General features: G+C 43.9%; 16 protein-coding genes. 12 read left to right on the top strand and 4 right to left on the bottom strand.

The features are described from left to right. Positions 1-107: 107 nt before the first annotated feature. Positions 108-4,538, bottom strand: a complete 4,431-nt coding sequence (locus tag IEX80_RS20945) for a translocation/assembly module TamB domain-containing protein (protein ID WP_188834046.1) — start codon at positions 4,536-4,538, stop codon at positions 108-110. Positions 4,539-4,739: 201 nt separating this feature from the next. Here IEX80_RS20945 and tsaD point away from each other — a divergent pair, with 201 nt between their 5' ends. Together tsaD and IEX80_RS20935 are read left to right on the top strand one after the other, a co-directional pair. Then, positions 4,740-5,777, top strand: coding sequence for a tRNA (adenosine(37)-N6)-threonylcarbamoyltransferase complex transferase subunit TsaD (gene tsaD, locus IEX80_RS20940; RefSeq protein ID WP_188834045.1), 1,038 nt, complete (start codon positions 4,740-4,742; stop codon positions 5,775-5,777). Between the two features lie 80 nt (positions 5,778-5,857). After that, positions 5,858-6,043: a hypothetical protein gene (locus tag IEX80_RS20935; RefSeq protein ID WP_090534570.1), complete on the top strand. Its 186-nt coding sequence runs from the start codon at positions 5,858-5,860 to the stop codon at positions 6,041-6,043. A gap of 30 nt (positions 6,044-6,073) precedes the next feature. Here the strand turns inward: IEX80_RS20935 and IEX80_RS20930 are convergent, their stop codons facing one another. Next, positions 6,074-6,400 carry an MmcQ/YjbR family DNA-binding protein gene (locus IEX80_RS20930; RefSeq protein WP_188834044.1) on the bottom strand — a complete coding sequence of 109 codons (327 nt, stop codon included), beginning with the start codon at positions 6,398-6,400 and terminating at the stop codon, positions 6,074-6,076. A 104-nt stretch (positions 6,401-6,504) separates the two neighbouring features. On the opposite strand from IEX80_RS20930, the gene IEX80_RS20925 reads away from it, so the two are divergent. The 10 genes from IEX80_RS20925 (at position 6,505) to IEX80_RS20880 (ending at position 17,204) form a co-directional block, all read left to right on the top strand. Then, a complete protein-coding gene (locus IEX80_RS20925; protein ID WP_188834043.1) occupies positions 6,505-7,119 on the top strand; it encodes a class I SAM-dependent methyltransferase in 615 nt (204 codons plus the stop codon). Positions 7,120-7,294: 175 nt separating this feature from the next. Then, complete coding sequence (locus IEX80_RS20920) at positions 7,295-7,858, top strand: adenylyl-sulfate kinase (RefSeq protein ID WP_176626743.1); 564 nt, start codon at positions 7,295-7,297, stop codon at positions 7,856-7,858. 7 nt (positions 7,859-7,865) lie between these two features. Beyond that, positions 7,866-8,744: a sulfotransferase gene (locus IEX80_RS20915; protein ID WP_176626745.1), complete on the top strand. Its 879-nt coding sequence runs from the start codon at positions 7,866-7,868 to the stop codon at positions 8,742-8,744. Positions 8,745-8,989: 245 nt separating this feature from the next. After that, a complete protein-coding gene (locus IEX80_RS20910; RefSeq protein ID WP_188834042.1) occupies positions 8,990-11,437 on the top strand; it encodes a TonB-dependent receptor in 2,448 nt (815 codons plus the stop codon). Between the two features lie 136 nt (positions 11,438-11,573). Then, on the top strand, positions 11,574-12,254 hold the full coding sequence (locus IEX80_RS20905) for a porin family protein (RefSeq protein WP_188834041.1): 681 nt from the start codon (positions 11,574-11,576) through the stop codon (positions 12,252-12,254). Between the two features lie 121 nt (positions 12,255-12,375). Next, entirely contained in the window at positions 12,376-13,335 is a 960-nt protein-coding gene (locus tag IEX80_RS20900) for a zinc-dependent alcohol dehydrogenase family protein (protein WP_188834040.1), read from the top strand. An 85-nt stretch (positions 13,336-13,420) separates the two neighbouring features. Further along, positions 13,421-14,254, top strand: coding sequence for a universal stress protein (locus IEX80_RS20895; RefSeq protein WP_188834039.1), 834 nt, complete (start codon positions 13,421-13,423; stop codon positions 14,252-14,254). Positions 14,255-14,501: 247 nt separating this feature from the next. Next, the gene (locus IEX80_RS20890) at positions 14,502-15,989 is read left to right on the top strand and encodes an alpha-amylase (protein WP_188834038.1); all 1,488 of its coding nucleotides are present in this window, start codon (positions 14,502-14,504) and stop codon (positions 15,987-15,989) included. 57 nt (positions 15,990-16,046) lie between these two features. Beyond that, complete coding sequence (locus tag IEX80_RS20885) at positions 16,047-16,346, top strand: GNAT family N-acetyltransferase (protein WP_090534590.1); 300 nt, start codon at positions 16,047-16,049, stop codon at positions 16,344-16,346. 3 nt (positions 16,347-16,349) lie between these two features. After that, positions 16,350-17,204: an NAD-dependent epimerase/dehydratase family protein gene (locus IEX80_RS20880; RefSeq protein ID WP_090534592.1), complete on the top strand. Its 855-nt coding sequence runs from the start codon at positions 16,350-16,352 to the stop codon at positions 17,202-17,204. Positions 17,205-17,272: 68 nt separating this feature from the next. Here IEX80_RS20880 and IEX80_RS20875 read toward each other — a convergent pair whose 3' ends face one another. Both IEX80_RS20875 and IEX80_RS20870 read right to left on the bottom strand, forming a co-directional pair. Next, on the bottom strand, positions 17,273-18,040 hold the full coding sequence (locus tag IEX80_RS20875; protein ID WP_090534594.1) for an SDR family NAD(P)-dependent oxidoreductase: 768 nt from the start codon (positions 18,038-18,040) through the stop codon (positions 17,273-17,275). A 143-nt stretch (positions 18,041-18,183) separates the two neighbouring features. Next, positions 18,184-19,899 (bottom strand): IlvD/Edd family dehydratase, encoded by a 1,716-nt coding sequence (locus tag IEX80_RS20870; RefSeq protein ID WP_188834037.1) that lies wholly within the window; start codon positions 19,897-19,899, stop codon positions 18,184-18,186. Positions 19,900-20,434: the final 535 nt, after the last annotated feature.

The following is a 20,434-nucleotide window of genomic DNA, read 5'->3' as shown; positions in this document are numbered from 1 at the left end:
AATAAATAATTTATAGTAAAAGGCTTAAAGCGATCTGCTTTAAGCCTTTTACTTTTTAATGTATTTGTACAGGAAAGCTTTTGGCTTTTAGCTTTAAGCCTTCGGCTCTACTGATCCTCATCTTCATCGGGCCTGGTTGCCGGTGTGGTAATTGATGATGGGATAGGAGCGGGGTTAACCGGTGCATTTTTGCGGCGGCCCTGTCTGAATATGTTCCGGATAAACTCGCCGAAGGTATCAAAGTCACGCTGGTAAACCAAACCTAATCCGTTTACATACTGTGGTGCCAGCACATCTGTAAGGCTGCTTAGTGTTACGTTGTTTAACGCCCTGTAAGAGTATCTTGCTGTTAAGTTGCCGTCACGGCGTATCTTGTATAAGGCCTCAAAGTCTTTGGTGAGGCTGTTAAATCGTTGGTTAAACAGGTTGCTGTTGCTGTTATTAAAAATATCATTTGAGCCGTTGTTGCTGAACAAGCTTCCGTTAAATGATAGCCTGCTATCAAAAAAGCGCAGCGAAGCACTTGCCTCATTGAAGGAGCGTATATTTAAGTCGAAGTTTTTAATGTTTGATTGCGATATCAGGCTGTTAAGCTTGTTAAATGCAAATTCGCTCACCGCTTCGCCGGCAGTGCCCAGCACCTGGTTGGTTAAGTTATTACTGTTTGATGTAAAGTTACGGCGAACAATAATGCTAATAGCCTGCTGGCTCCGGTTATTGGCATCGGCAAGGTAAGTGGACAGATCGTCCTTAACAGATGGATCGGTAGGGAAGTTAAAGTCAAAATCAATATTAGGCTGTAATAGAGATTTGGTCAGGATCAGCTCGGCTTGTACCAGCGTTTGCTGCCCCGAGGTAGGGGTTTGTAAACCCGCGGCAGTGTACAGCGGCGCCTTACTGGTACGTACCTCATACAGGGCTTTAAGGTTAATCTCGGCATTTGAGGGGTTACCTGTCCACCTGATGGTACCGCCCTGGCTTACTGTAAAGTTTTTACTGATAAAGTTTTTGGCAGTAAACTCAAACTTACCCGACGATATCAAAAAGTCACCGTACATCTCAAAATCGCCCAGGCTGTTGATATTCAGCTTTAAATTACGGGCTACGCCGCTGCCTTCCAGTTGGCCGTAATCGGTAGCTATTTTTACAATAGTTTTTTCATCGGCGCTTAAATCAAAGTTTAGGGTAACACCGTTGAAAGCACGCTCTTTGGCAACAACTTTGGCTGTATCACTATGGCTTACAAATTTAATGAAATCATAATCGTTAGCGGTTGACGAGGTGTTGAGCGGTATATTGAAAACGGTACCTGCATTGGTGCTGGCTGTAATATCAATCTTCATGTTATCAACCGGTCCGTTGAAGTTAAATGTGCCTGTGCCATAAGCCGTACCATAATAAAGGTGGTTATCTTTAAACGTGGTATTCAGGGCCATCAGGTTATCGGCTTTAAGGCTTACATTAATATCCGGGTTGGATAGGTTATTGAGGTTTACGGTACCATTGGCGGTTCCGGTACCTTTGTGAATGTCTTTCAAAACCATATCCTTAATGCTGATAATGCTGTTATTGACATCCAGCTTATTATTAACCGTGTAAGCTGTTTTTAAATAATTAACGGTGAGGCCGGTGTTAACGAGGGTAACGGTGCCATTAAGCTGGGGGTTTGATGGCTTGCCGGTAAGTTTCAGGTCGGTTGAAACATGGCCTTTTATATCCGAAACAAGGTCTTTAACAAAAGGCTCAAATATAATAGCTTCGGTTTGGTTCATCTTGATATCAAAATCAAGGTTATCATCAGTCTCTTTACCAAACGAGTAGGTGCCGCCAATGTTCATGGTTTCCAGCCCGCGGTTAATGATATTCATATTAACATCGGCTTGTTTACGGTCGTTGCCAAGTGTGGTGGCCAGTTTCACGTTACCTATCAGCGTTTTGTTCATGGTAAGTGAATCAATGGTTAAATGCGAATCGATGCCCGGAGATTTGAGCACCGAGGTCAGTTTAACGTCGCCATCCAGGTAGCCCTTTAAGTTTACCCCCGAAGTGCGCGTGAGCTGGTTAAACGTACGCATGTTAAACTTCTGGAACGAGAGCTTTAACTGATCGGCGGGATTATCAGATATAAAACCATCGATAAATACTTTTTGCGGCCCGTTTGAAAGCTCAAAGCCCGATACCTGTGTTTTGCCATCCAGTAAACGGATGCGCACCTGCTCCTGGATCTTCCATTTCTCTTTTTCCAGTATCACGTCTGATGGCAGCAGTTTCAGTTTGGCCGTAGTATCGCGGCCAAATTCAACCAGACCGTAAAGGTCCAGCTGGTTAACGGCGTTTTTGTCGGAGAGCTTAACGTTAAAGTTAAGGCTGTCGTTTTTCAGGAAGTTGGTAATGTTGATATCCTTGATGAAAAGGCTGTCAGTTAGGTCAACCCGCCTCAGGGATACGTTGAGGCCCAGCAAGCTATCGGTAGTGTTTTCGTCAATAATAAAATCATGGAAAACTGTTTTGCCGTATTTAAGCGTTTTGATATAGCCCGATAACGTAGCTGTTTTCTTTTCCGAATTAAATTGACCAACGAAAGTTCCCTGGTCGGGAATTTTCAGATCGGGCAGGAAGATGGCTGTAAGCGGATCGAGGTTTTTAAGGTTCAGGTTAAAATCAAACTCCTCCGGCTTAGGCGGCACTATAGTTGTTTTTATGGAAGGGATATACTTTTTAACGATGGTTTTAAAATACGAAGGCAGGGTTGCAAGGTCATATTTGCCCTTGATGCTGCCATCGGCAAAGTCAGATTTTAAAGCGATGGTGCGGTTATTGCCTATTCCTTCTGCTGATAGGTAAAGCGAGTCAACCGCATAATTATTCCGCGGATTGACCACCCTTGCCGGGGAAAACAGGATGTTCCCCTGCAAATTGGCCAGGTCATCGCCTTTAAACTGGGTTTTAAGCAGCGTGCTTACAGTTAAAGTATCTTTGGTAAAACCAAGCTTGTTCAGGTTAGCGTCCCTGATATCGGCAGTTAAATCATAAGTTGGCAAAGCGGGATTAAGGTTAACCTTGCCTTTAAGGTCAAGCTTTATGTTCCTGTCGTTTATGGTAATATGAGCGTTGGCCAGCCTGTTTATAAAACTGCCGTTAAGTGTAAGCCTGTTATAGGTGTAGTTATTATAGGTGACGGATGCGATTTTTGCATCCACTTTTTCAGTAAGGCTTTTCAGCGCGTCGCCGCTGCCCTGTATGTTTGAAGTAAAGGTGGCCCTGCCCAAATCGCTTTGATCAAGCAGGGTGCCCAGGTCAAAGGCATAGGCGTTAACCCTGCCGCTATAGCTTGGGCGGCCATTTTTATCAATTTTAAGGTTGATGTCTGAATCAAAACGACCGAGTGCAGTTTTAAAAATACCATAGGCAACAAAATCATTCTGCGAGCCGGTAAACCTGCCGGTAAAATTAAAGTTGCCAAATTTGGAAAGTATGGCCGGAGCCTTTTCTGTAGGCGTTCCCGAAAAATGGCTGATCAGGTAATCAAGGTCTTTTTTGTTGGAGGCAACCTGGTCAAATTTTAGCTCAAGGAATGCGTTATCCCAATCGGTAAGGTTGTGCAGGTTAAAATCGCCTTTAACAAAAGTGGCCTGCCCGCCGCTAATGGTCACTTTTTTGGCTTTGAGGTTGTTCACATAACCTTTGGCTTGCCCGTCAATACCCAAATCAAAACTCACTTTTTTTAATGAACTGGTAAAGTAGGAGATATCTGATGACGAAATTCGTGACGATTTAAAGCTGGCATCCATGTGTACCTTGTTTTCAAAATCATCAAAATCATCAAATGATTTAAACTTCATCCTGAAATAATCCTTCAGATCTGATCGGGGTGTTTGAATGGCGAGGTGCCTTAGTAAAATTTGATTGGTATCGATCGTGGCATCCGATGCGAAGTGTTTTACGGTGAACCCGCTTTTTTCATGCAGGCTTAAGCTTTTTATATTGGCTTTAAACAGGTGGTTCTTTAAATCCATACCCTGTATCAGCGTGCTGAAATGCTGAACATCCAGGTCGTTAAAGTTAACCCCGGCTATCACCGTATCGCGCAGGCTATTCTTATACCTGAAATGAAAGTTATTGATAGCAATAGTGCCAAAATTTAGCGTCCAGGGTTTGTTTTGGGTTTTTTTGGTGGTATCCGCCGAATTAAAATAATCTATAACAAATTGCAGGTTGGTAGTACTGTCTTTTTGTTTTTTGAGATAGAAGGAGCCATTATCCAGTTCGATATTGGAAAAGTTGATGGTACGGCGTTTAATACTTCTGAAAAGATAAAAACCCTCAATATCAACGGCTAATCGGGGTGTGCTTAGTAAAGTGTCCCGCTTCTTATCCAAAATATAAAGCCCCTCAATTACCACCGAGCGAAATGGCCTGAGGTAAAGGCTTTTAATCCCAACCTTGGTTTTCAACTCGCCGGCAATGTAAGCTGCCGCTTTTTTGGCGGCCCAGGTTTGTACCGGCTTAAACTGAAATGTGAGCAAAAGTATGCTCAATGTCAATAAAATGAACAATACCAGGCCCAGGAATATTTTGAGTACTTTTTTAATAACTTTGCACCTTTAATTAGTGAGTTAGCGAAATAATGAGTTGGTGAATTTTCCTCTATCCCTATACAATTAGTAAGAGGAATTGGTTTGCTTCTCATTAATAAATCACTAATTCACTAAATCAGTAAATCAATAATTAATAAACACGTGCCCGTAATTTTAGGAATCGAATCATCATGTGATGAAACCTCAGCTTCGGTTTGTGTTGATGGCGTGATCATGAGCAATGTTATTGCCAATCAAACCATACACGAGGCCTATGGAGGCGTGGTCCCCGAGTTAGCCTCAAGGGTTCATCAGCAAAATATTGTTCCGGCTGTTCTGCAGGCGTTATTAAACGCAAAAGTAAGCAAAAATGATATTGATGCGGTAGCTTTTACACGCGGCCCCGGACTTTTAGGCTCGCTTTTAGTAGGTGTGTCATTTGCAAAAGCCTTTGCCTTAGCAAAAGGCATCCCGCTTATTGATATCAACCATATGCAAGCGCATATCCTGGCGCATTTTATAGGCGATAAAAACCCGTCGTTCCCTTTCCTTTGCCTTACCGTATCTGGCGGCCATACGCAAATTGTACTGGTGAAGGATTATTTTGATATGGAGATCATAGGGCAAACCCTTGACGATGCCGCCGGCGAAGCCATGGATAAAACCAGTAAAATTTTAGGCTTGCCTTATCCCGGCGGACCGCTTATTGATAAATATGCACGCCGGGGAAACCCTGATGCTTATAAGTTCCCGGAGCCGCAGATCCCGGGATATGATTTTAGCTTTAGCGGCCTGAAAACTTCCATTCTGTATTTTATCCGCGATAACGTAGCTCAAAACCCTGATTTTGTTAGCCAGAACATGGCCGATATTTGCGCATCTGTAGAAAAACGGATTGCTACCATCTTGCTTAACAAACTGCAAAAAGCGGCACAGGCATATGGCATTAAAGATATAGCTTTGGCGGGTGGCGTATCGGCCAATACAGGCTTGAGGTTAGGACTGCAGGCCATGGCCGAACAAAATGGGTGGAACAGCTTTATCCCTAAAATGGAATACTGTACTGATAACGCCGCCATGATTGCTATAGCAGGCTATCATAAATTCCTTAAAGGCGAATTTGTAGGACAGGACGTTGCCCCGATGGCGAGGATGGCGTTTGCCCCCCAGCCCCCTAAAGGGGGAGCTATGGTGGAGTAATTTAACGTACAGATTACGGCAGATTGGCATTTCAAATAAATAACACATTAAAACTCCCCCTTTAGGGGGCTGGGGGGCATATGAACGCATCAGGATATATTTTTTACATTGTTTTTGTTATTCCATTAATAGCTGCTATGGTTTGGCTTATGCGCCAGGATAAGAAAAAGGGGAAGATCGGGCTTGTAGTGCTGGCGGTTTTAGTAGTAGGAGTTTTGATTTATGTTTATCTTAACCGGGAAGCGCTGAACGGCGTAAGGCCCTAAGGAGGATAAGCCTGTTTGTTGATAATCGGCTCAGCCACTCTTTATCATCTCTTCATATTCCCTGATCAGCTTTTTGGTGGCCCTTGCAAGGTACGCTGTTATTAACAAGTGCTTCAGATCGCCGGGTGATACGGTTTCGAGGCTCACCAGCATGTATTTGTAATTTTGATAATGCGGAGTGATGAAAAAGGTATGCGGATCAAGCGCCATCCATTTTTCGCGCTCAGTGGTGTAAATGGCCAGTTGCTCATCCTTTTCATGTATGTTGGCGAAGATCTTATCGTTAACATAAAATGCAGGATGCTCAAAGTGCATTTTATGGGTAACACCCGGCAGCGGCAACAAGGTGCTTTTCATAAACTGAAAAAAAATATTCATATCGGTAGCCATACTTAAAGTTAATAAGTTTTCTCCATGGCATCCAATAAAACAGTAATTTCGGGTGCAAAACAGTATTGGCCATGAACAGCAATAACCTCCGGAAATTATACGGCAATATCGATATCTATTTGTTCGACCAGTTATTGAAAGGGCGTTTTGATGATTGCCGTACGATACTTGATGCAGGCTGTGGCAACGGGCGAAACATAGCTTATTTTTTGCAAAATGGTTTCAGCGTTTATGGTATTGATCAAAGCGAACATGCTGTTGAACTTGCCAAACGGCTATCTGCCGATCTGTGTCCTGATCATTCGCCCGATAATTTTAAACTGGCCCCTGTTGAGGACCTGCCTTTTGATGACGGGCAGTTTGACCTGGTAATTTGCAGTGCCGTGCTGCATTTTGCTAATGATGCCGAACATTTTGACAATATGGTACGCTCACTATGGCGCGTACTGAAACCAGGAGGTTATTTCTTTGCAAGGCTTGCATCTGATATCGGCATTGAAACATTGGTACAGCCTTTGGGTAATTACCGCTACCTGCTGCCCGACGGCTCCGAACGGTTTTTGGTAAATGAAGAGATCCTGCTTGAATATACCCGCGAGCTGGGCGCACAGCTTTATGAACCTATAAAAACCACCAACGTGCAAAACCTGCGCTGTATGACAACCTGGTGCATGCAGAAGCAGTAACCATAATTAATTGCTGAAGTTTTCTCTCCGTCTACATCATTTTGCTGTTCATCGATACAATGTTGCCATGTATCGACACAGTAAGTGTTAACAACAATTTCGTCCGAAATATTTGCGTTAAGCTTTCAATAATGGTTTACACAACAATTATTATTAACGCTTAACACACCACTTTATGATTATTCTGCTTTGCGGGTTATCCGGATCAGGTAAAACCACCCTTGCTCAACATGTTAAAATGAGGTTATCTGATACCGATATCCCTGTTGAAATTATTGATGCTGATGTATACCGTCAAAAGCTGTTCCCTAACCTGGGTTACACTAAGGAAGACCGTTTTGAAAATATCCGCAGGCTTGGTTTTATAGCCGGTAAATTATCCGGGCATGGCGTTGTAACCATCATCAGCGCTATAAACCCATACGATGTGATTCGCCGCGAGCTGATGGCTACTTATCCTGATGTAAAGCTGATCCATATCGATTGTCCCGTAAAAACACTGTTGCAAAGGGATACCAAAGGACTTTACAAGCGCGCGTTATTGCCCGAAGGCCATCCGGACAAGGTAACTAACCTAAGCGGTATTAATGACCCTTTCCAAATCCCGTCGTCGCCTGATTTGTATATCAACACCCATATTACCAGGCAGACCGAGGCAACCGAAATGTTGGCAGGTTTTATTCTTGATAACTATCAGCAGGTGCAAATTAAGCAGCTACAGCCGGCCGGCCGTTATTAACCAAGGTATGATCAATACAACAGTTAAATTCACGCCCCGGCAAACGTTAATTATTGCGGGGATGCACCGTTCGGGTACATCGCTTATAACCAACTGGTTAAGCCGCTGCGGCCTGCAAATTGGCGAGCGCTTATGCGGCAGCGGTACAGGCAATGTTGATGGCCACTTTGAAGATCTGGAGTTTTTGAAGCTGCATGAAGAGATCCTTGATCGTAACAGTTTGGAAGTATCGGGGCTAACCGATACCCGGGATATTGAAGTGCCGCTTTATCAACTTGAAAAGATGAAAGCAGTAATTGGCATTAAACAGCAGCTTTATAACCAATGGGCCTGGAAAGACCCGCGCACCTGTCTTTTTTTGGATACTTATGCCAAGCTGTTGCCCGGTGCGCGGTACCTGGTAGTGCTGCGTAATTATCAATCGGTAGTTAGTTCATTACTCAGGCGTGATTTTGTATCCGTTGACCAAAAGTATATGGCCCGTAAATATATTCAGCGCCAGGTATGGACTCATTTCAGACGGCCGCGCAGGTTGAAGGCTTTTTACCATGACCATGCCGAAAGCTATTTAAAAGTATGGATCAATTACAATGAAGCAATATTGAAAATGCTTAAAAAGCTGCAGCCCGATGATTACCTGGTAATTAATTATTCGCAATTGCTCGAAAACGACACCGAAGTTTTTTCGTTTTTAACCGGCAAATGGAAGTTTGCACTCAATTATTTCGATTTTAAGGACGTGTACAAGCAGGAGTTGATGAACAAAGCAGATGATATCAGCGAGTTTGTTACCGATAAAACATTGCTGATAAAAGCAACCTACCTGCTGAAACGTTTGGGCAGCTATATGCGGGGCAGTGAAAGTTTTCCGGGGAGGGAGGGGTAGTTTTTTAGCTTGCCTGATATTGTAGTTGCTGGAGATCTTCTTAAAAACCTCTTCTAAATATTTCTCATATTCCCAATTAATTCAGAGCCATTACCCTACATAGTTAGGGATTCCCTTTTTTAAAACCTTATTTGTAATTAATCTAAATAAATATAACTTTGCGCCAAATCCGGGTTGCAGGTTATTAAATTTTGTGGCTCGATTAATACTGCTGATCCTTCAATCAATTCATTATTAAGTAAAATATGCATTTTACATTTACCCCTATTCTTGCTTCCGGTAAGCCGGCTATAACAAATGTATCTTCAACTCTTAAAGTAGTGATCAAAATAGCTTTTAGCTTTATACTGGCGATGCTGTTTTTAAACTACAATGCAACTGCGCAAACCGGCGCAGGAACTATAAAAGGTACTGTAAAAACTGCCGATGGTAAGGCTGCGGAGTTTGTCAATGTTGTTTTAAGCAATACCAAGTTTGGTGCTACTGCCGGGCAAAGCGGTCATTTTACTATTAAAAATGTTCCCGCAGGTACATACACCGTTGTTGCAAGCTTTATTGGCCTGCAAACTCAAACCAAAGAGGTTATTGTTAACGTAGGCGAAATTACCACAGTTAGTTTTGTTTTAACTGAAGGGGCAAAAGACCTGCAGGAGGTGTATGTTAAAAGTGCCAGGCATAACAAATTCCTAAAAAAGGAAACTGAAGATGTTGCCCGTCTGCCGCTGAAAAACCTTGAAAACCCGCAGGTATACAGTGTGGTTACCAGCGAACTGATGAAAGAGCAGATTGTAACCAGTTATGCAGATGGTTTTAAAAATATCCCGGGTACGGGTGTGCCATTAGTATATAATAACGGGCGTACCACCTTGTTATCAAGAGGTTTTGTTACCGGCAATTTTATCCGTAACAGTGTAGCAGGTTATAACTTTAACAGCATCGACCCCGCCGATATTGAAAAGATAGAAGCAATAAAAGGCCCTACAGGTACGCTGTTCAACAGCAGTCTTGCATCGTTTGGTGGTTTATTTAACCGCGTTACCAAACAACCTAATGAAACGTCGCGTACCGAAATTACTTACCAAACAGGGAGCTTTGATCTCAATCGCCTTACGGCCGATGTTAACATGCCTTTAAATAAGGATAAAACCGTATTGTTCCGCGTTAACGCGGCGGTGCACAATGAGCACAGTTTCCAGGATGCGGGCTTTAATCGCGGTTTTTTTGTCGCGCCCAGCATAACCTACATCGTTAATGATCGTTTATCGGTTGATGTTGACGCGGAAATAGGTAACTCGAACGCTACTTCGGCCTACAGGCTCGCCCCGGACACCAAAGGAAAGACCTATAATGTTAAAGATCTGGGCATCGATTATAAACGTTCTTTCGGTAACAATGGGGTCGATTACCTGAGCAGGCAAATTGATCTTTATTCATTGATCAATTACAAGATCTCGGATCACTGGAAATCGCAAACCATGTTCAATAAAACTTTTTCGACTACCAAGGGCATGGTTACCGCGTTTTCCCTCGTCGATAGTAGCAAGCAGATAAAACGGCAGGTTACCCAGGAAGATTATCCTTATTATATCACTAACGTGCAGCAAAACTTTATAGGCGATTTTAAAATCGGTCAGTTCCGTAACCGCATTGTTGCGGGTTTAGAGTATTACAATCAAAAAAGCAATAATACCAACGTTACCGTAAGCACACCGGCAATCAATTACCTTAACCCGGGAGCAGCTTATAATAGTTTTACGGCAGACAAAGTTTCGGCACTTGTAGCCGCCGCCGCTCCCAAGCCCGGCGATTATGTTCAAAATAACCAAAGCTCTTACGCGGCCTATGTATCGGATGTGTTTAATATTACCGAACGCCTGAACGCCATGGCCAGCATCCGTATCGACAGGTTTGTTAACAAAGGCGCTTACACACCCGCCGATGGCAAAACCACCGGCAATTTCAGTCAAACGGCATGGTCGCCCAAATTTGGTTTGGTTTACCAGGTAGTTAAAGACCAGGTATCGTTATTTGGTAATTATATGAATGGTTTTAATAATGCTACTCCTACAGCCACAAGCTTTGATAACTCAACTTTTAAACCCCAATATGCCAACCAATGGGAAGGTGGTATAAAGGCTGACATCTGGGATCATAAAATCAGCTCGACAGTTAGTTACTATAATATTTCTGTGACTAATACCATAATGGATGATCCGGCACATACTGGATTTATTACCCAGGCAGGCACCCAGTTAAGCAGGGGCATCGAGGCCGAAGTGATCGCCAATCCTTTGAGTGGCTTCAATATCGTCGCTGGTTTTGCTTATAACGACAGTAAAATTACTAATGCAGCCCCTGGTGTTGCCAGTATTCTGGGCTTGCGTCCGGCCAACTCCGGCCCGGCAAGGTTGGCCAACTTATGGATGAGCTATCGCATTACCCACGGTAAAATTCAGGGTTTGGGTTTTGGAGTGGGTGGCAACTACGGAAGTGATTCATACCAAACCAATACCGCTGCGTTTAAATTCACCATACCGTCATATACCACGGTTGATGCCACTGTGTTTTATGATCAGCCTAAATACCGCATAGGCTTTAAGCTGGACAACCTGACTAACGAAAAATATTGGTCGTTCCGTTTGGCGCCACAAAACCCAACTCGCGGTACATTAAGCATGAGCATTAAGTTTTAAAAATAATCGCATACAATTATATATATAAGGCTTACCTCATTTAAGGGTAAGCTTTTTTTATCGCTAAAATTTATTGTTGAATGTCGCATCCCGGCGCATTTTTTCGTATCCCTTCTAAACCATACTTTACACAAACATGAAACTACATTTAACCTTGTCGTCCCTGCTATTATTGGCATGTTTTAAATTGTCCGCACAAACAAACGCTATTCAATTTGGCATCAGGGCGGGCGTAAGCGGCACCTGGTTATCCCGGACGCCCGGCACGGATGTGCAGATCCGCGATGCCGAAAAAAGCGGGTCCGGCTATTTCGCCGGGGTCTTTGCCAGCTTTAATGTCAACAGGTTTTCGTTGCAGCCGGCTATTATTTTCAATTCATTAAGCAGTAAAACTACCGAAGAAGTTTTAAGCGGAGATATTGTTTACCGGATGTATGGCAAATGGCGTTTATATTATATCCAGGTGCCGGTTAACCTGGTTTATAACATTCCGGTTCATGGCGGCAAATTTTATCTGGGCGCCGGGCCATATATTGGTTGGGCTTTGTCAGGTAGGTTTACACCGGTAAGCAACGAATCGCCGGGGCAATCATCTCCCGCCAACCGTAGCTTCAAAGCTAAATTTGGCAGTGATAACAGGAGCAATTTTAAATCTTTCGACTATGGAGCCAACGTAGTCGCCGGCTTTGAGTTTGATAACGGTTTAATGATTAATGCAGTTCATAATTTAGGGCTTGCTAATATCGAGGTTGGTAATTACCCATACAAGAAAACCAGGACCCGGAGCCTGGGCATTGCTTTGGGGTATAAATTTTAGTGAAGCTTTTTAGCTCAATTTTGCAAACCAGACCTGCCAACATGCTTGTTTTACCTTACACTCCATGTAGCAGATGTTAACCTCATTAAAAACTTTCATAGCCGAAATTTGTATTTCAACTATGAAAGCATTGGTTTTTGAGCAGGCAGGCAATGCCGCTGATGTGATACAACTGAAACATTTAGCCTACCCCAAACCGGCTTCCGGCCAGTTGCTCATCAGGGTGAAGGCCTGCCCTGTACACCCGGCCGACCTGCTTTTTATTGCCGGAAAATACCGCTATCAGCCAGTGCTGCCCCAAATAGCGGGACTGGAAGGCGCCGGTTATGTTGAAGAAGCCGGACATGACAGTATTATCCCCAAAGGTAGCCTGGTAGCTTTTAGCAAAATAGGGGCATGGGCGCAATATGTGGTAGTTGACGAGCAGGACGTGGTATTATTGCCCGATACCTTCCCATTAGCAAAAGCCGCGCAATTATTACTCAATTCGTACACCGCATATGGTTTAATACAGGAAGCACAAGTAAAAAGCGGCGACTGGCTGCTGCTTACTGCGGGCCATTCCACAGTATCGCGCATAGTGATACAGCTTGCCGCCGAAAAAGGTATTTGTGTTATAGCCACCGTACGCGATGAGGCGCAAAAGCAAGAGTTATTAGCTTTAAAAGCCGAGGAAGTAATAGTTCCTGAACCCGGTAAGCTTAAGCAGGTTATTGATGAAATTACCAAAGGCAAGGGCATCAAAGCGGCACTTGACGCGGTAGGCGGGGAACTGGCTACTGAAATAATATCCTCATTATCGCCCGGAGGGCACCTTATTGTTTATGGTTTGCTTGATCCACAGCCGGCTGCCTACCTCAACGCCGAAGTCGTGTTTAAAAACCTGGTCATTAAGGGTTTTGGTGTGAGGGGATATGTGGCTGGGCTTTCGCTCGAAGAAAAAACTCACATGATCAGTCATTTAGTACATTCCATTGGCAGGGCCGAGTTTCAGCTTTCCCCATCGGCAACTTATACAGTTGATGAGTTTGCGCAGGCTTTTGCTTATGATAAAGGGGGGAAGGTTTTATTAGCGTTTTAGCTGCAAATAGTTGTATTAAATAGTTAAACAAATCGTAAATTTAGCATTAAGCGCACGGGTCTCGTACGTACCTAAATTGTTTGTTATGAAAACTATATTAATACCGGTAGATTTTTCCGACACCAATACCAATGCTATAAAATATGCAGCCGACATGGGTTGTGATATGCCGGTAAAGAAAATTATACTGCTCAAAAGTTATTATACATCGGTATATGAACAAATCCTTCCTTCGCCCGATTTTTTACTGATAAGCGCTGATGATATTGAAAATGAGCGGCAAAAAATAGAAGTTCAGCTTAAGGATCTCATGAAAAAGCTGAAAAACCGCTGCCACGAAAATATTGAGATAGAAACGGTAGTTAGCACTGAGCCTATTGTTAGGGCTATACACAATGTAGTTGAAGATCAGCACCCCGACCTGATGATAGTTGGCGGCGATATGGGGCATGAGTTAAGTATGATTGGCGAACAGATCATCGAAATTGCAAAAAGCAGCCCGGTAAAAGTACTGATCATTCCGCCTGATTGTAATTATCAGAAAATAGAGCAGGCATTGGTACCCTGTGATTTGGAAGCCGTAGCCCGGCTCGGCGTTTTAAAGGGCCTTAACACGTCGCACAGCTGGCTTAACCCAAAGCTGATGCTTCTGTATGTCGACCCGAAGAAAAAGCATATTGGCCGGGAGGCCGAATTTGAAGCATCGGTAAAACAGCTGGTTAATTGTTATGAATGTAAGCTTCATTATTCGGAAGATAAAAATATTGTACGGGGCATACTCAATTTTGCTACAGAACAGCAGGTACAATTGATCATTGCCCTGCCGGGCAAACACAGCTTTTTTTATAATTTAACCCACAGCAGCATAACCGAAGCTTTGTCTTTAAATGCCAGGCACCCGGTATTGATCCTTAAATAAGATTTCTAATCCGGAAATAGCTCTAATTGTGTTAAAACGGGGTATTACAGTGACTGTATCGTCGTGCTTATTGACGAAAGCGGCTGTAATAAACCATTGCCCGGATAGTGTCATACAAAACATCCGCCAGATTCATGCCGGGTAAACAGGTTCATAATGATTTAACATCGAGGTTAAGCCGGGATAAAACCTTTCTGTTTATATTTAGTTAAGTAGTCATTTATAATTAGCTTACTTAATTAAAAGCATGGAAAATTTTACAATGCTGCAGTTTTTTGAATGGTATTACCCCGCCGGAGGCAGATTGTGGAATCAGTTAAAAAATGATGCAGAAAACCTGAAGAAAAAAGGGATCGATTCGGTATGGCTTCCGCCGGCTTATAAAGCGGCAAGCGGAGGGCTCTCGGCCGGGTATGATGTTTACGATATTTATGATCTTGGCGAGTTTGATCAGAAAGGTACAATCGCAACAAAATACGGCACCAAACAAGAATATCTCGATGCGATAGCTGCGGCGCAAAAAGCCCAGTTAAAGGTTTATGTTGATGTGGTGCTTAACCATATGGGCGGTGCCGATGAAATTGAAAAGGTGAATGCCCGCAAGGTTGACCCCGCCAACCGTAACGAGTTTATAAGCGAGGTTTACGAAATAGGCGCATATACCAAATTCACTTTCCCGGGCCGTAAAGGCAAATACTCCAAATTTATATGGGATTGGCAGTGCTTTTCGGGTATTGATTATGATGCCTATAAAAAAGAGACGGCCATATTCAGTATCCAGAACCAATATGGCGAGGGCTGGAAAGATGTGCTTGACGACGAAAACGGCAATTTTGATTACCTTATGCTTTCAGATATCGACACCCGTAACCCAAGCGTACGGGACGAACTGAAAAAGTGGGGCAAATGGTATTTTAAAACCGCAAAATTTAATGGCTTCAGGCTTGATGCCATAAAACATATGGATCATGGCTTTTACAACGAATGGCTTGATTATATGCGCGACGAGTTTAAACATGAGTTTTTTACCGTTGGTGAGTACTGGGCTTTTGATTTGCCTAAACTGTTAGCATATATTGAAGCTACCGAAGGGCGCATGTCGCTTTTTGATACCCTGCTGCATGATAACTTTCATCATGCCTCAAGGGGCGGAAAAGATTATGATCTTACTACCATTTTTGATAATACGCTCTTAAGTGTAAAACCCGAACTGGCAGTTACACTTGTTGAAAATCACGATACTCAACCGCTGCAATCGTTAGAGCAACCGGTAGAGCAATGGTTTAAGCCTTTGGCCTATGCGTTGATCCTGCTGCGTGAGGCCGGTTATCCCTGTGTTTTTTATGCCGATATGTATGGCTCAAAATATACCGACAAAGGTGGTGACGGCGAAGATCATGAAATAGAGCTGCCTGTAGTAACCGAACTGGAAACCATGCTTTATGTAAGGAAAAACATGGCCTACGGAACTCAGCGCGATTATTTTGACCACCCTAACTGCATAGGCTGGACGCGTGAAGGCGATACCGATCACGAAGATTCAGGTTGTGCCGTAGTGATTTCAAACAGTGAGGATGGTTTTAAGGAGATGGAAATTGGGGCCGGGCATGCCGGTAAAGTTTTTGTGGACTATTTAAACAAACATGACGGCGAGGAAGTAGTGATCACCGCTGATGGCTGGGCCGAGTTTAAAGTGAAGGCTGGATCGGTATCGGTTTGGGGAATTAAGAAGTAATTTCTGTTAAACGGGGTGAACATTTTATACATTTGTTCACCCCGTAATATATACGCTATGAAATACGAAGAAATCCCCCTGGTAAATAATGAGGCCATCCACAATTTTGAATTGACTGTTGAAGGCTACCGCGCTTTTATCGACTACAAAAAAAAGGACGATAAAATTTACCTCATCCATACCGAAGTGCCGGTTGAGCTGGAAGGCAAAGGCGTGGCATCGGCCATTGTTGAAAAAACATTCAACTATATCGAACAGAATAACCTGAAACTGGTGCCGCTTTGTGTTTACGTGGCTTCGTACCTGAAACGCCACCCCGAGTGGTCCCGGATATTGGCTATTGCGCCCGGTCATTAACTTATGCGCGTTTTAGTAACAGGATCATCAGGAAGATTGGGCGCGGTTACAGTTAACCATCTTCGGATAAATGGGCACCAGGTTACCGGCATTGATATCATCCCGGCCGAAACTACCAATGAACTGATTGATATATTAAATAAAGATGCTGTTTTAATAGTCACTCAAAATATCGATGCAATTATTCATACGGCAGCAATCCACGGTAAACATTATGAATTGAACTATCCGCGCGAAGCATTCATCGATGTGAATATTTACGGCACACTCAATTTGCTTAATGCCTGTATTGCTAATGGCGTTCAAAAAATGCTGTATACCAGTACTACATCTATTTATGGCGATGCGATGGTGGATGCTAACCAGGCCGTTTGGGTTGATGAAGAACTGCCTATTAAACCACGGGATATTTACGACATCACCAAGCAAACCGCCGAGCAGCTTTGTAAGGATTTTTTTTACCGCGAAGGTTTACAGGCATCGGTGTATAGAGTTGGCCGTTTCCTGCCCGAAACAGATAACCTCAAACTAAATCACCGCCTGTACCGCGGCCTCGATGAACGCGATGGCGCCGAAGGCCTCCGATTAGCTTTGGAACAAACTTTTCCTGAGTTCGAGATCTTTAATATCACCAGTAGTTCACCCTTTAAAAAAGATGAGCTTGTACAATTAAAACAGAACCCTCTCGAAGCAATAAGAAAGCATTATCCTCAGGCTGAAACTGTTTATCTATCAAAAGGCTGGGAGTTCCCAAAAAGTATCGACCGGGTTTATGTGAGCGAAAAGGCTAAACGGTATTTTGGTTACGAACCAAAGTTTACATTTGATTATCTGTTGAATAACCTTATAGCTCGTTAAAACTTCGCAAGTTTTAATCCAAAGAAAGGAAACCACTCACTTATCAACCTAATCAACCATTCACTACACTAATATGGAGAAGTACTAACCGCCGTCCACCCCCCATCAACTACCAAATTTTGACCGGTAATTTGCCTTGCATCTGGCGAAACCAAAAACAACACCGCGTTTGCCACATCTTCAACAGTTGCGGCGCGACCCATAGGGGTAATGCGGGCCCAGGTTTTTTGATATCCGGCATCTTCCATCGTGCGCTCGGTAAGGGTGGCACCGGGGGCCACGGTATTCACGGTAATTTGATGTTGTGATAGTTCAACCACCAGGCTTTTAGCCAGCATTTCAAGCGCGGCTTTCGTCATACCGTAAGCGGCAAGGTCTTGGTGGGCCTGGTGCCCCGTAACGGAGGACATGAACAGGATACTGCCCCCGCTTTTTTGTTTAACAATTTGCCTGGCTGCCCTTTGCGCTAAAAAGAAACTGCCCTGCAAATTAACATTCATTACACTTTGCAGGGATTGGGCAGGGTAATTCAAAAAATCGCCAAACAAAGTGATCCCGGCATTGGCAACGGCAATGGTAAGTTTGCCATAACGCTGTACCGCTTCATCAACCATTTGTTGTATAAAATCAATGTCCGAAGCATCGCCGGCTATCGGGTAACAATTACCGCCGAGCCCGTTAATGGTATCGGATGCCTGAACAGCCAGTTCCTCACTCAAATCATTCAATAATACATACGCACCGGCGAGACTTAGCTGTTTAGCTATTTCAAAACCTATTCCTTGTCCGGCACCGGTTACTATAGCTACCTGTCCGTTAAATTTATCAGTTATCATTTTTAGGTTGATGGTTGGTTAACTAATTGCTTGCTGTCATGGGTAGCATGTCGAAGCATGGTGGGAGGGCCTCTGCGCGCGAGTCTTCGACAGGCTCAGACTGACCGGCCCTCGCTCAAAGCTTATTTGTTATTTTGTCTCTCTCAATGCGAATCCCTTAAAACCTCACTCCCTGAGCCCCCTCTTAAAAAATCAAGATCAGCTCCCAAATGTGCTTGCTCTACATGCGTTTGGTATAAATAAGTGTATCCCCGTTTGCTGATATTGTTATTTAATGCCAGCTTTGATTTTCTTTCGGCAATTTCTTCATCACTAACCTCAAGGTGCAGTGTACCGGCGGGTACATCAAGTTTAATTATATCGCCATCCTGTACTATAGCCAATGTTCCGCCGATGGCTGCCTCTGGTGATACATGCAGTACTACCGTGCCAAAGCCCGTACCACTCATCCGCCCGTCGGAGATGCGTACCATATCGGTAATGCCCTGGTCGGCCAGTTTTTTCGGGATCAGCATATTGCCAACTTCGGGCATGCCGGGGTAGCCTTTGGGGCCTGCATTTTTCAATACCAGAACGCTGTTTTTATCCACATCCAATGCCGGGTCGTTAATGCGATGATTAAAATCCTCTATATTTTCAAATACAACGGCCTTACCGGTATGCTGCATTAAGCCCGGGCTTGCCGCCGACGGTTTCATCACAGCCCCGTTCTCGCAAAGATTACCTTTAAGTACCGTTATACCCGCTGTTGGGTTAAAAGGATTATCAACCGGCGCTATCAGTTCGCGGTTAAAACATTCGCTGTTTTCATAATTACGTAATATAGGGTGGCCGCTTACGGTTATAGTATCGCTGTTAAGTTGTTCATGAAGCTCTTTCATTAAAGCCGGTAAACCACCAGCATAATAAAAATCCTCCATAAAATATTTACCCGAGGGCTGCAGATTGGCCAGTAAGGGTATTTTGCGGGATGATGTATTGAAATCATCCATACTTAAATCAACCCCTATGCGGCCTGCTATGGCCAGCAGGTGAATAATAAAATTGGTAGAGCCGCCAATAGCCGCATTAACGGTGATGGCATTTTCAAAAGCCTCCCGGGTCAGGATGTCTGAAGGTTTCAGGTCTTCATGCACCATATCGACAATGCGATTGCCCGATAGGTGCGCTAATACTTTACGACGAGAGTCGGCCGCGGGGATAGCCGCATTCTCTGCCAGTGAAAGTCCCAGCGATTCGACCATGCAGGCCATTGTTGATGCCGTTCCCATTACCGCGCAATGCCCCTGGCTGCGGGCCATGCAGGCTTCGGCAGTATAAAGGTCTTCATCGTTCATTTGCCCGGTTTGATGATCGGCGAAAAAGCGCCAGATATCCGATGTGCCGATATCCCGGCCCCGGTATTTACCTGTCAACATGGCCCCGCCCGATACTACTATGGTTGGAATATTTACGCTGCAGGCTCCCATTACCAGTGCCGGCGTGGTTTTATCGCAGCCGCAAAGCAGCACCACGCCATCAAGCGGATTTGCACGGATACTCTCTTCAACATCCATACTTACCAGGTTTCGGTACAGCATGGCAGTAGGTTTAACCAAAGTTTCGCCTAAAGACATCACCGGGAATTCAACGGGATAGCCACCGGCTTCATAAATGCCATTTTTTATAGATTGGGCTAATTCCCGGAAATGGGCATTGCAAGGTGTAAGCTCCGACCATGTATTGCAGATGCCGATCACCGGCTTTCCCTGCAACTGATGTGCCGGGATGCCCTGGTTTTTCATCCAGGCGCGATATATGAAGCCATCCTTGCCCTTTTTACCAAACCATTGCCGGCTCCGTAGCGGTTTTTCCTCCATTATAATATAAGATGTGTTGTGTTTTGAATCGGTTGTTTAACAAATATAGATTTCTATAAATCGTTTTAGGTATTGTAAATGAAAAGTTAGGAAAATAGTGTGCCGGAGGTAGACAAATCACCGTTGGGTGAGTTTCCGGCGGTTGTCTTCCTAAGTATATGGTAGAGGTTTGCAAATGGATAAATTATCTATAGACCGGATGTTGATGCCCCGTGATTTTTGTAAGTATTAATTGTGTGCTTAAAACAGCAAGCTGAATGAGGGCGTTGCCTTCGGCCGGGCTATTCGCTCATACGCCTGCAGGCATTACGCTCGTTGGCCGGTACCCGCTGCTATCCCTAACGCTGGTTTTCGAGGCTTGTATAAACTTTTTTTACCTGATGTATAGTATGTTAAGGAAACATTAAGAAAAATAGGTAGAAATAATTTGGAGAAGGCGTAAAAGTGGCTACCTTTGCAGCCCGCAAACGAGGAAGTGAGTTAGCGGGTTAGTACATTAAAAGGATAGAAAAGTAAAGGAAAAAAAGATTGAAAA

The sequence above is a fragment of the Mucilaginibacter rubeus genome (assembly GCF_014643835.1).
GTDB lineage: Bacteria > Bacteroidota > Bacteroidia > Sphingobacteriales > Sphingobacteriaceae > Mucilaginibacter > Mucilaginibacter rubeus.
This window is presented reverse-complemented; position numbering and strand designations above follow the sequence as displayed.

What these genes read in the sequence shown, in the direction of transcription:
- IEX80_RS20925 (WP_188834043.1), top strand. Translation starts at nt 6,505, where the DNA reads ATGAACAGCAATAACCTCCGGAAATTATACGGCAATATCGATATCTAT.
- IEX80_RS20930 (WP_188834044.1), bottom strand. Translation starts at nt 6,400, where the DNA reads ATGAAAAGCACCTTGTTGCCGCTGCCGGGTGTTACCCATAAAATGCAC.
- IEX80_RS20890 (WP_188834038.1), top strand. Translation starts at nt 14,502, where the DNA reads ATGGAAAATTTTACAATGCTGCAGTTTTTTGAATGGTATTACCCCGCC.
- IEX80_RS20935 (WP_090534570.1), top strand. Translation starts at nt 5,858, where the DNA reads ATGAACGCATCAGGATATATTTTTTACATTGTTTTTGTTATTCCATTA.
- IEX80_RS20920 (WP_176626743.1), top strand. Translation starts at nt 7,295, where the DNA reads ATGATTATTCTGCTTTGCGGGTTATCCGGATCAGGTAAAACCACCCTT.
- IEX80_RS20905 (WP_188834041.1), top strand. Translation starts at nt 11,574, where the DNA reads ATGAAACTACATTTAACCTTGTCGTCCCTGCTATTATTGGCATGTTTT.
- IEX80_RS20915 (WP_176626745.1), top strand. Translation starts at nt 7,866, where the DNA reads ATGATCAATACAACAGTTAAATTCACGCCCCGGCAAACGTTAATTATT.
- IEX80_RS20900 (WP_188834040.1), top strand. Translation starts at nt 12,376, where the DNA reads ATGAAAGCATTGGTTTTTGAGCAGGCAGGCAATGCCGCTGATGTGATA.
- IEX80_RS20875 (WP_090534594.1), bottom strand. Translation starts at nt 18,040, where the DNA reads ATGATAACTGATAAATTTAACGGACAGGTAGCTATAGTAACCGGTGCC.
- IEX80_RS20870 (WP_188834037.1), bottom strand. Translation starts at nt 19,899, where the DNA reads ATGGAGGAAAAACCGCTACGGAGCCGGCAATGGTTTGGTAAAAAGGGC.
- IEX80_RS20895 (WP_188834039.1), top strand. Translation starts at nt 13,421, where the DNA reads ATGAAAACTATATTAATACCGGTAGATTTTTCCGACACCAATACCAAT.
- IEX80_RS20910 (WP_188834042.1), top strand. Translation starts at nt 8,990, where the DNA reads ATGCATTTTACATTTACCCCTATTCTTGCTTCCGGTAAGCCGGCTATA.
- IEX80_RS20880 (WP_090534592.1), top strand. Translation starts at nt 16,350, where the DNA reads ATGCGCGTTTTAGTAACAGGATCATCAGGAAGATTGGGCGCGGTTACA.
- IEX80_RS20885 (WP_090534590.1), top strand. Translation starts at nt 16,047, where the DNA reads ATGAAATACGAAGAAATCCCCCTGGTAAATAATGAGGCCATCCACAAT.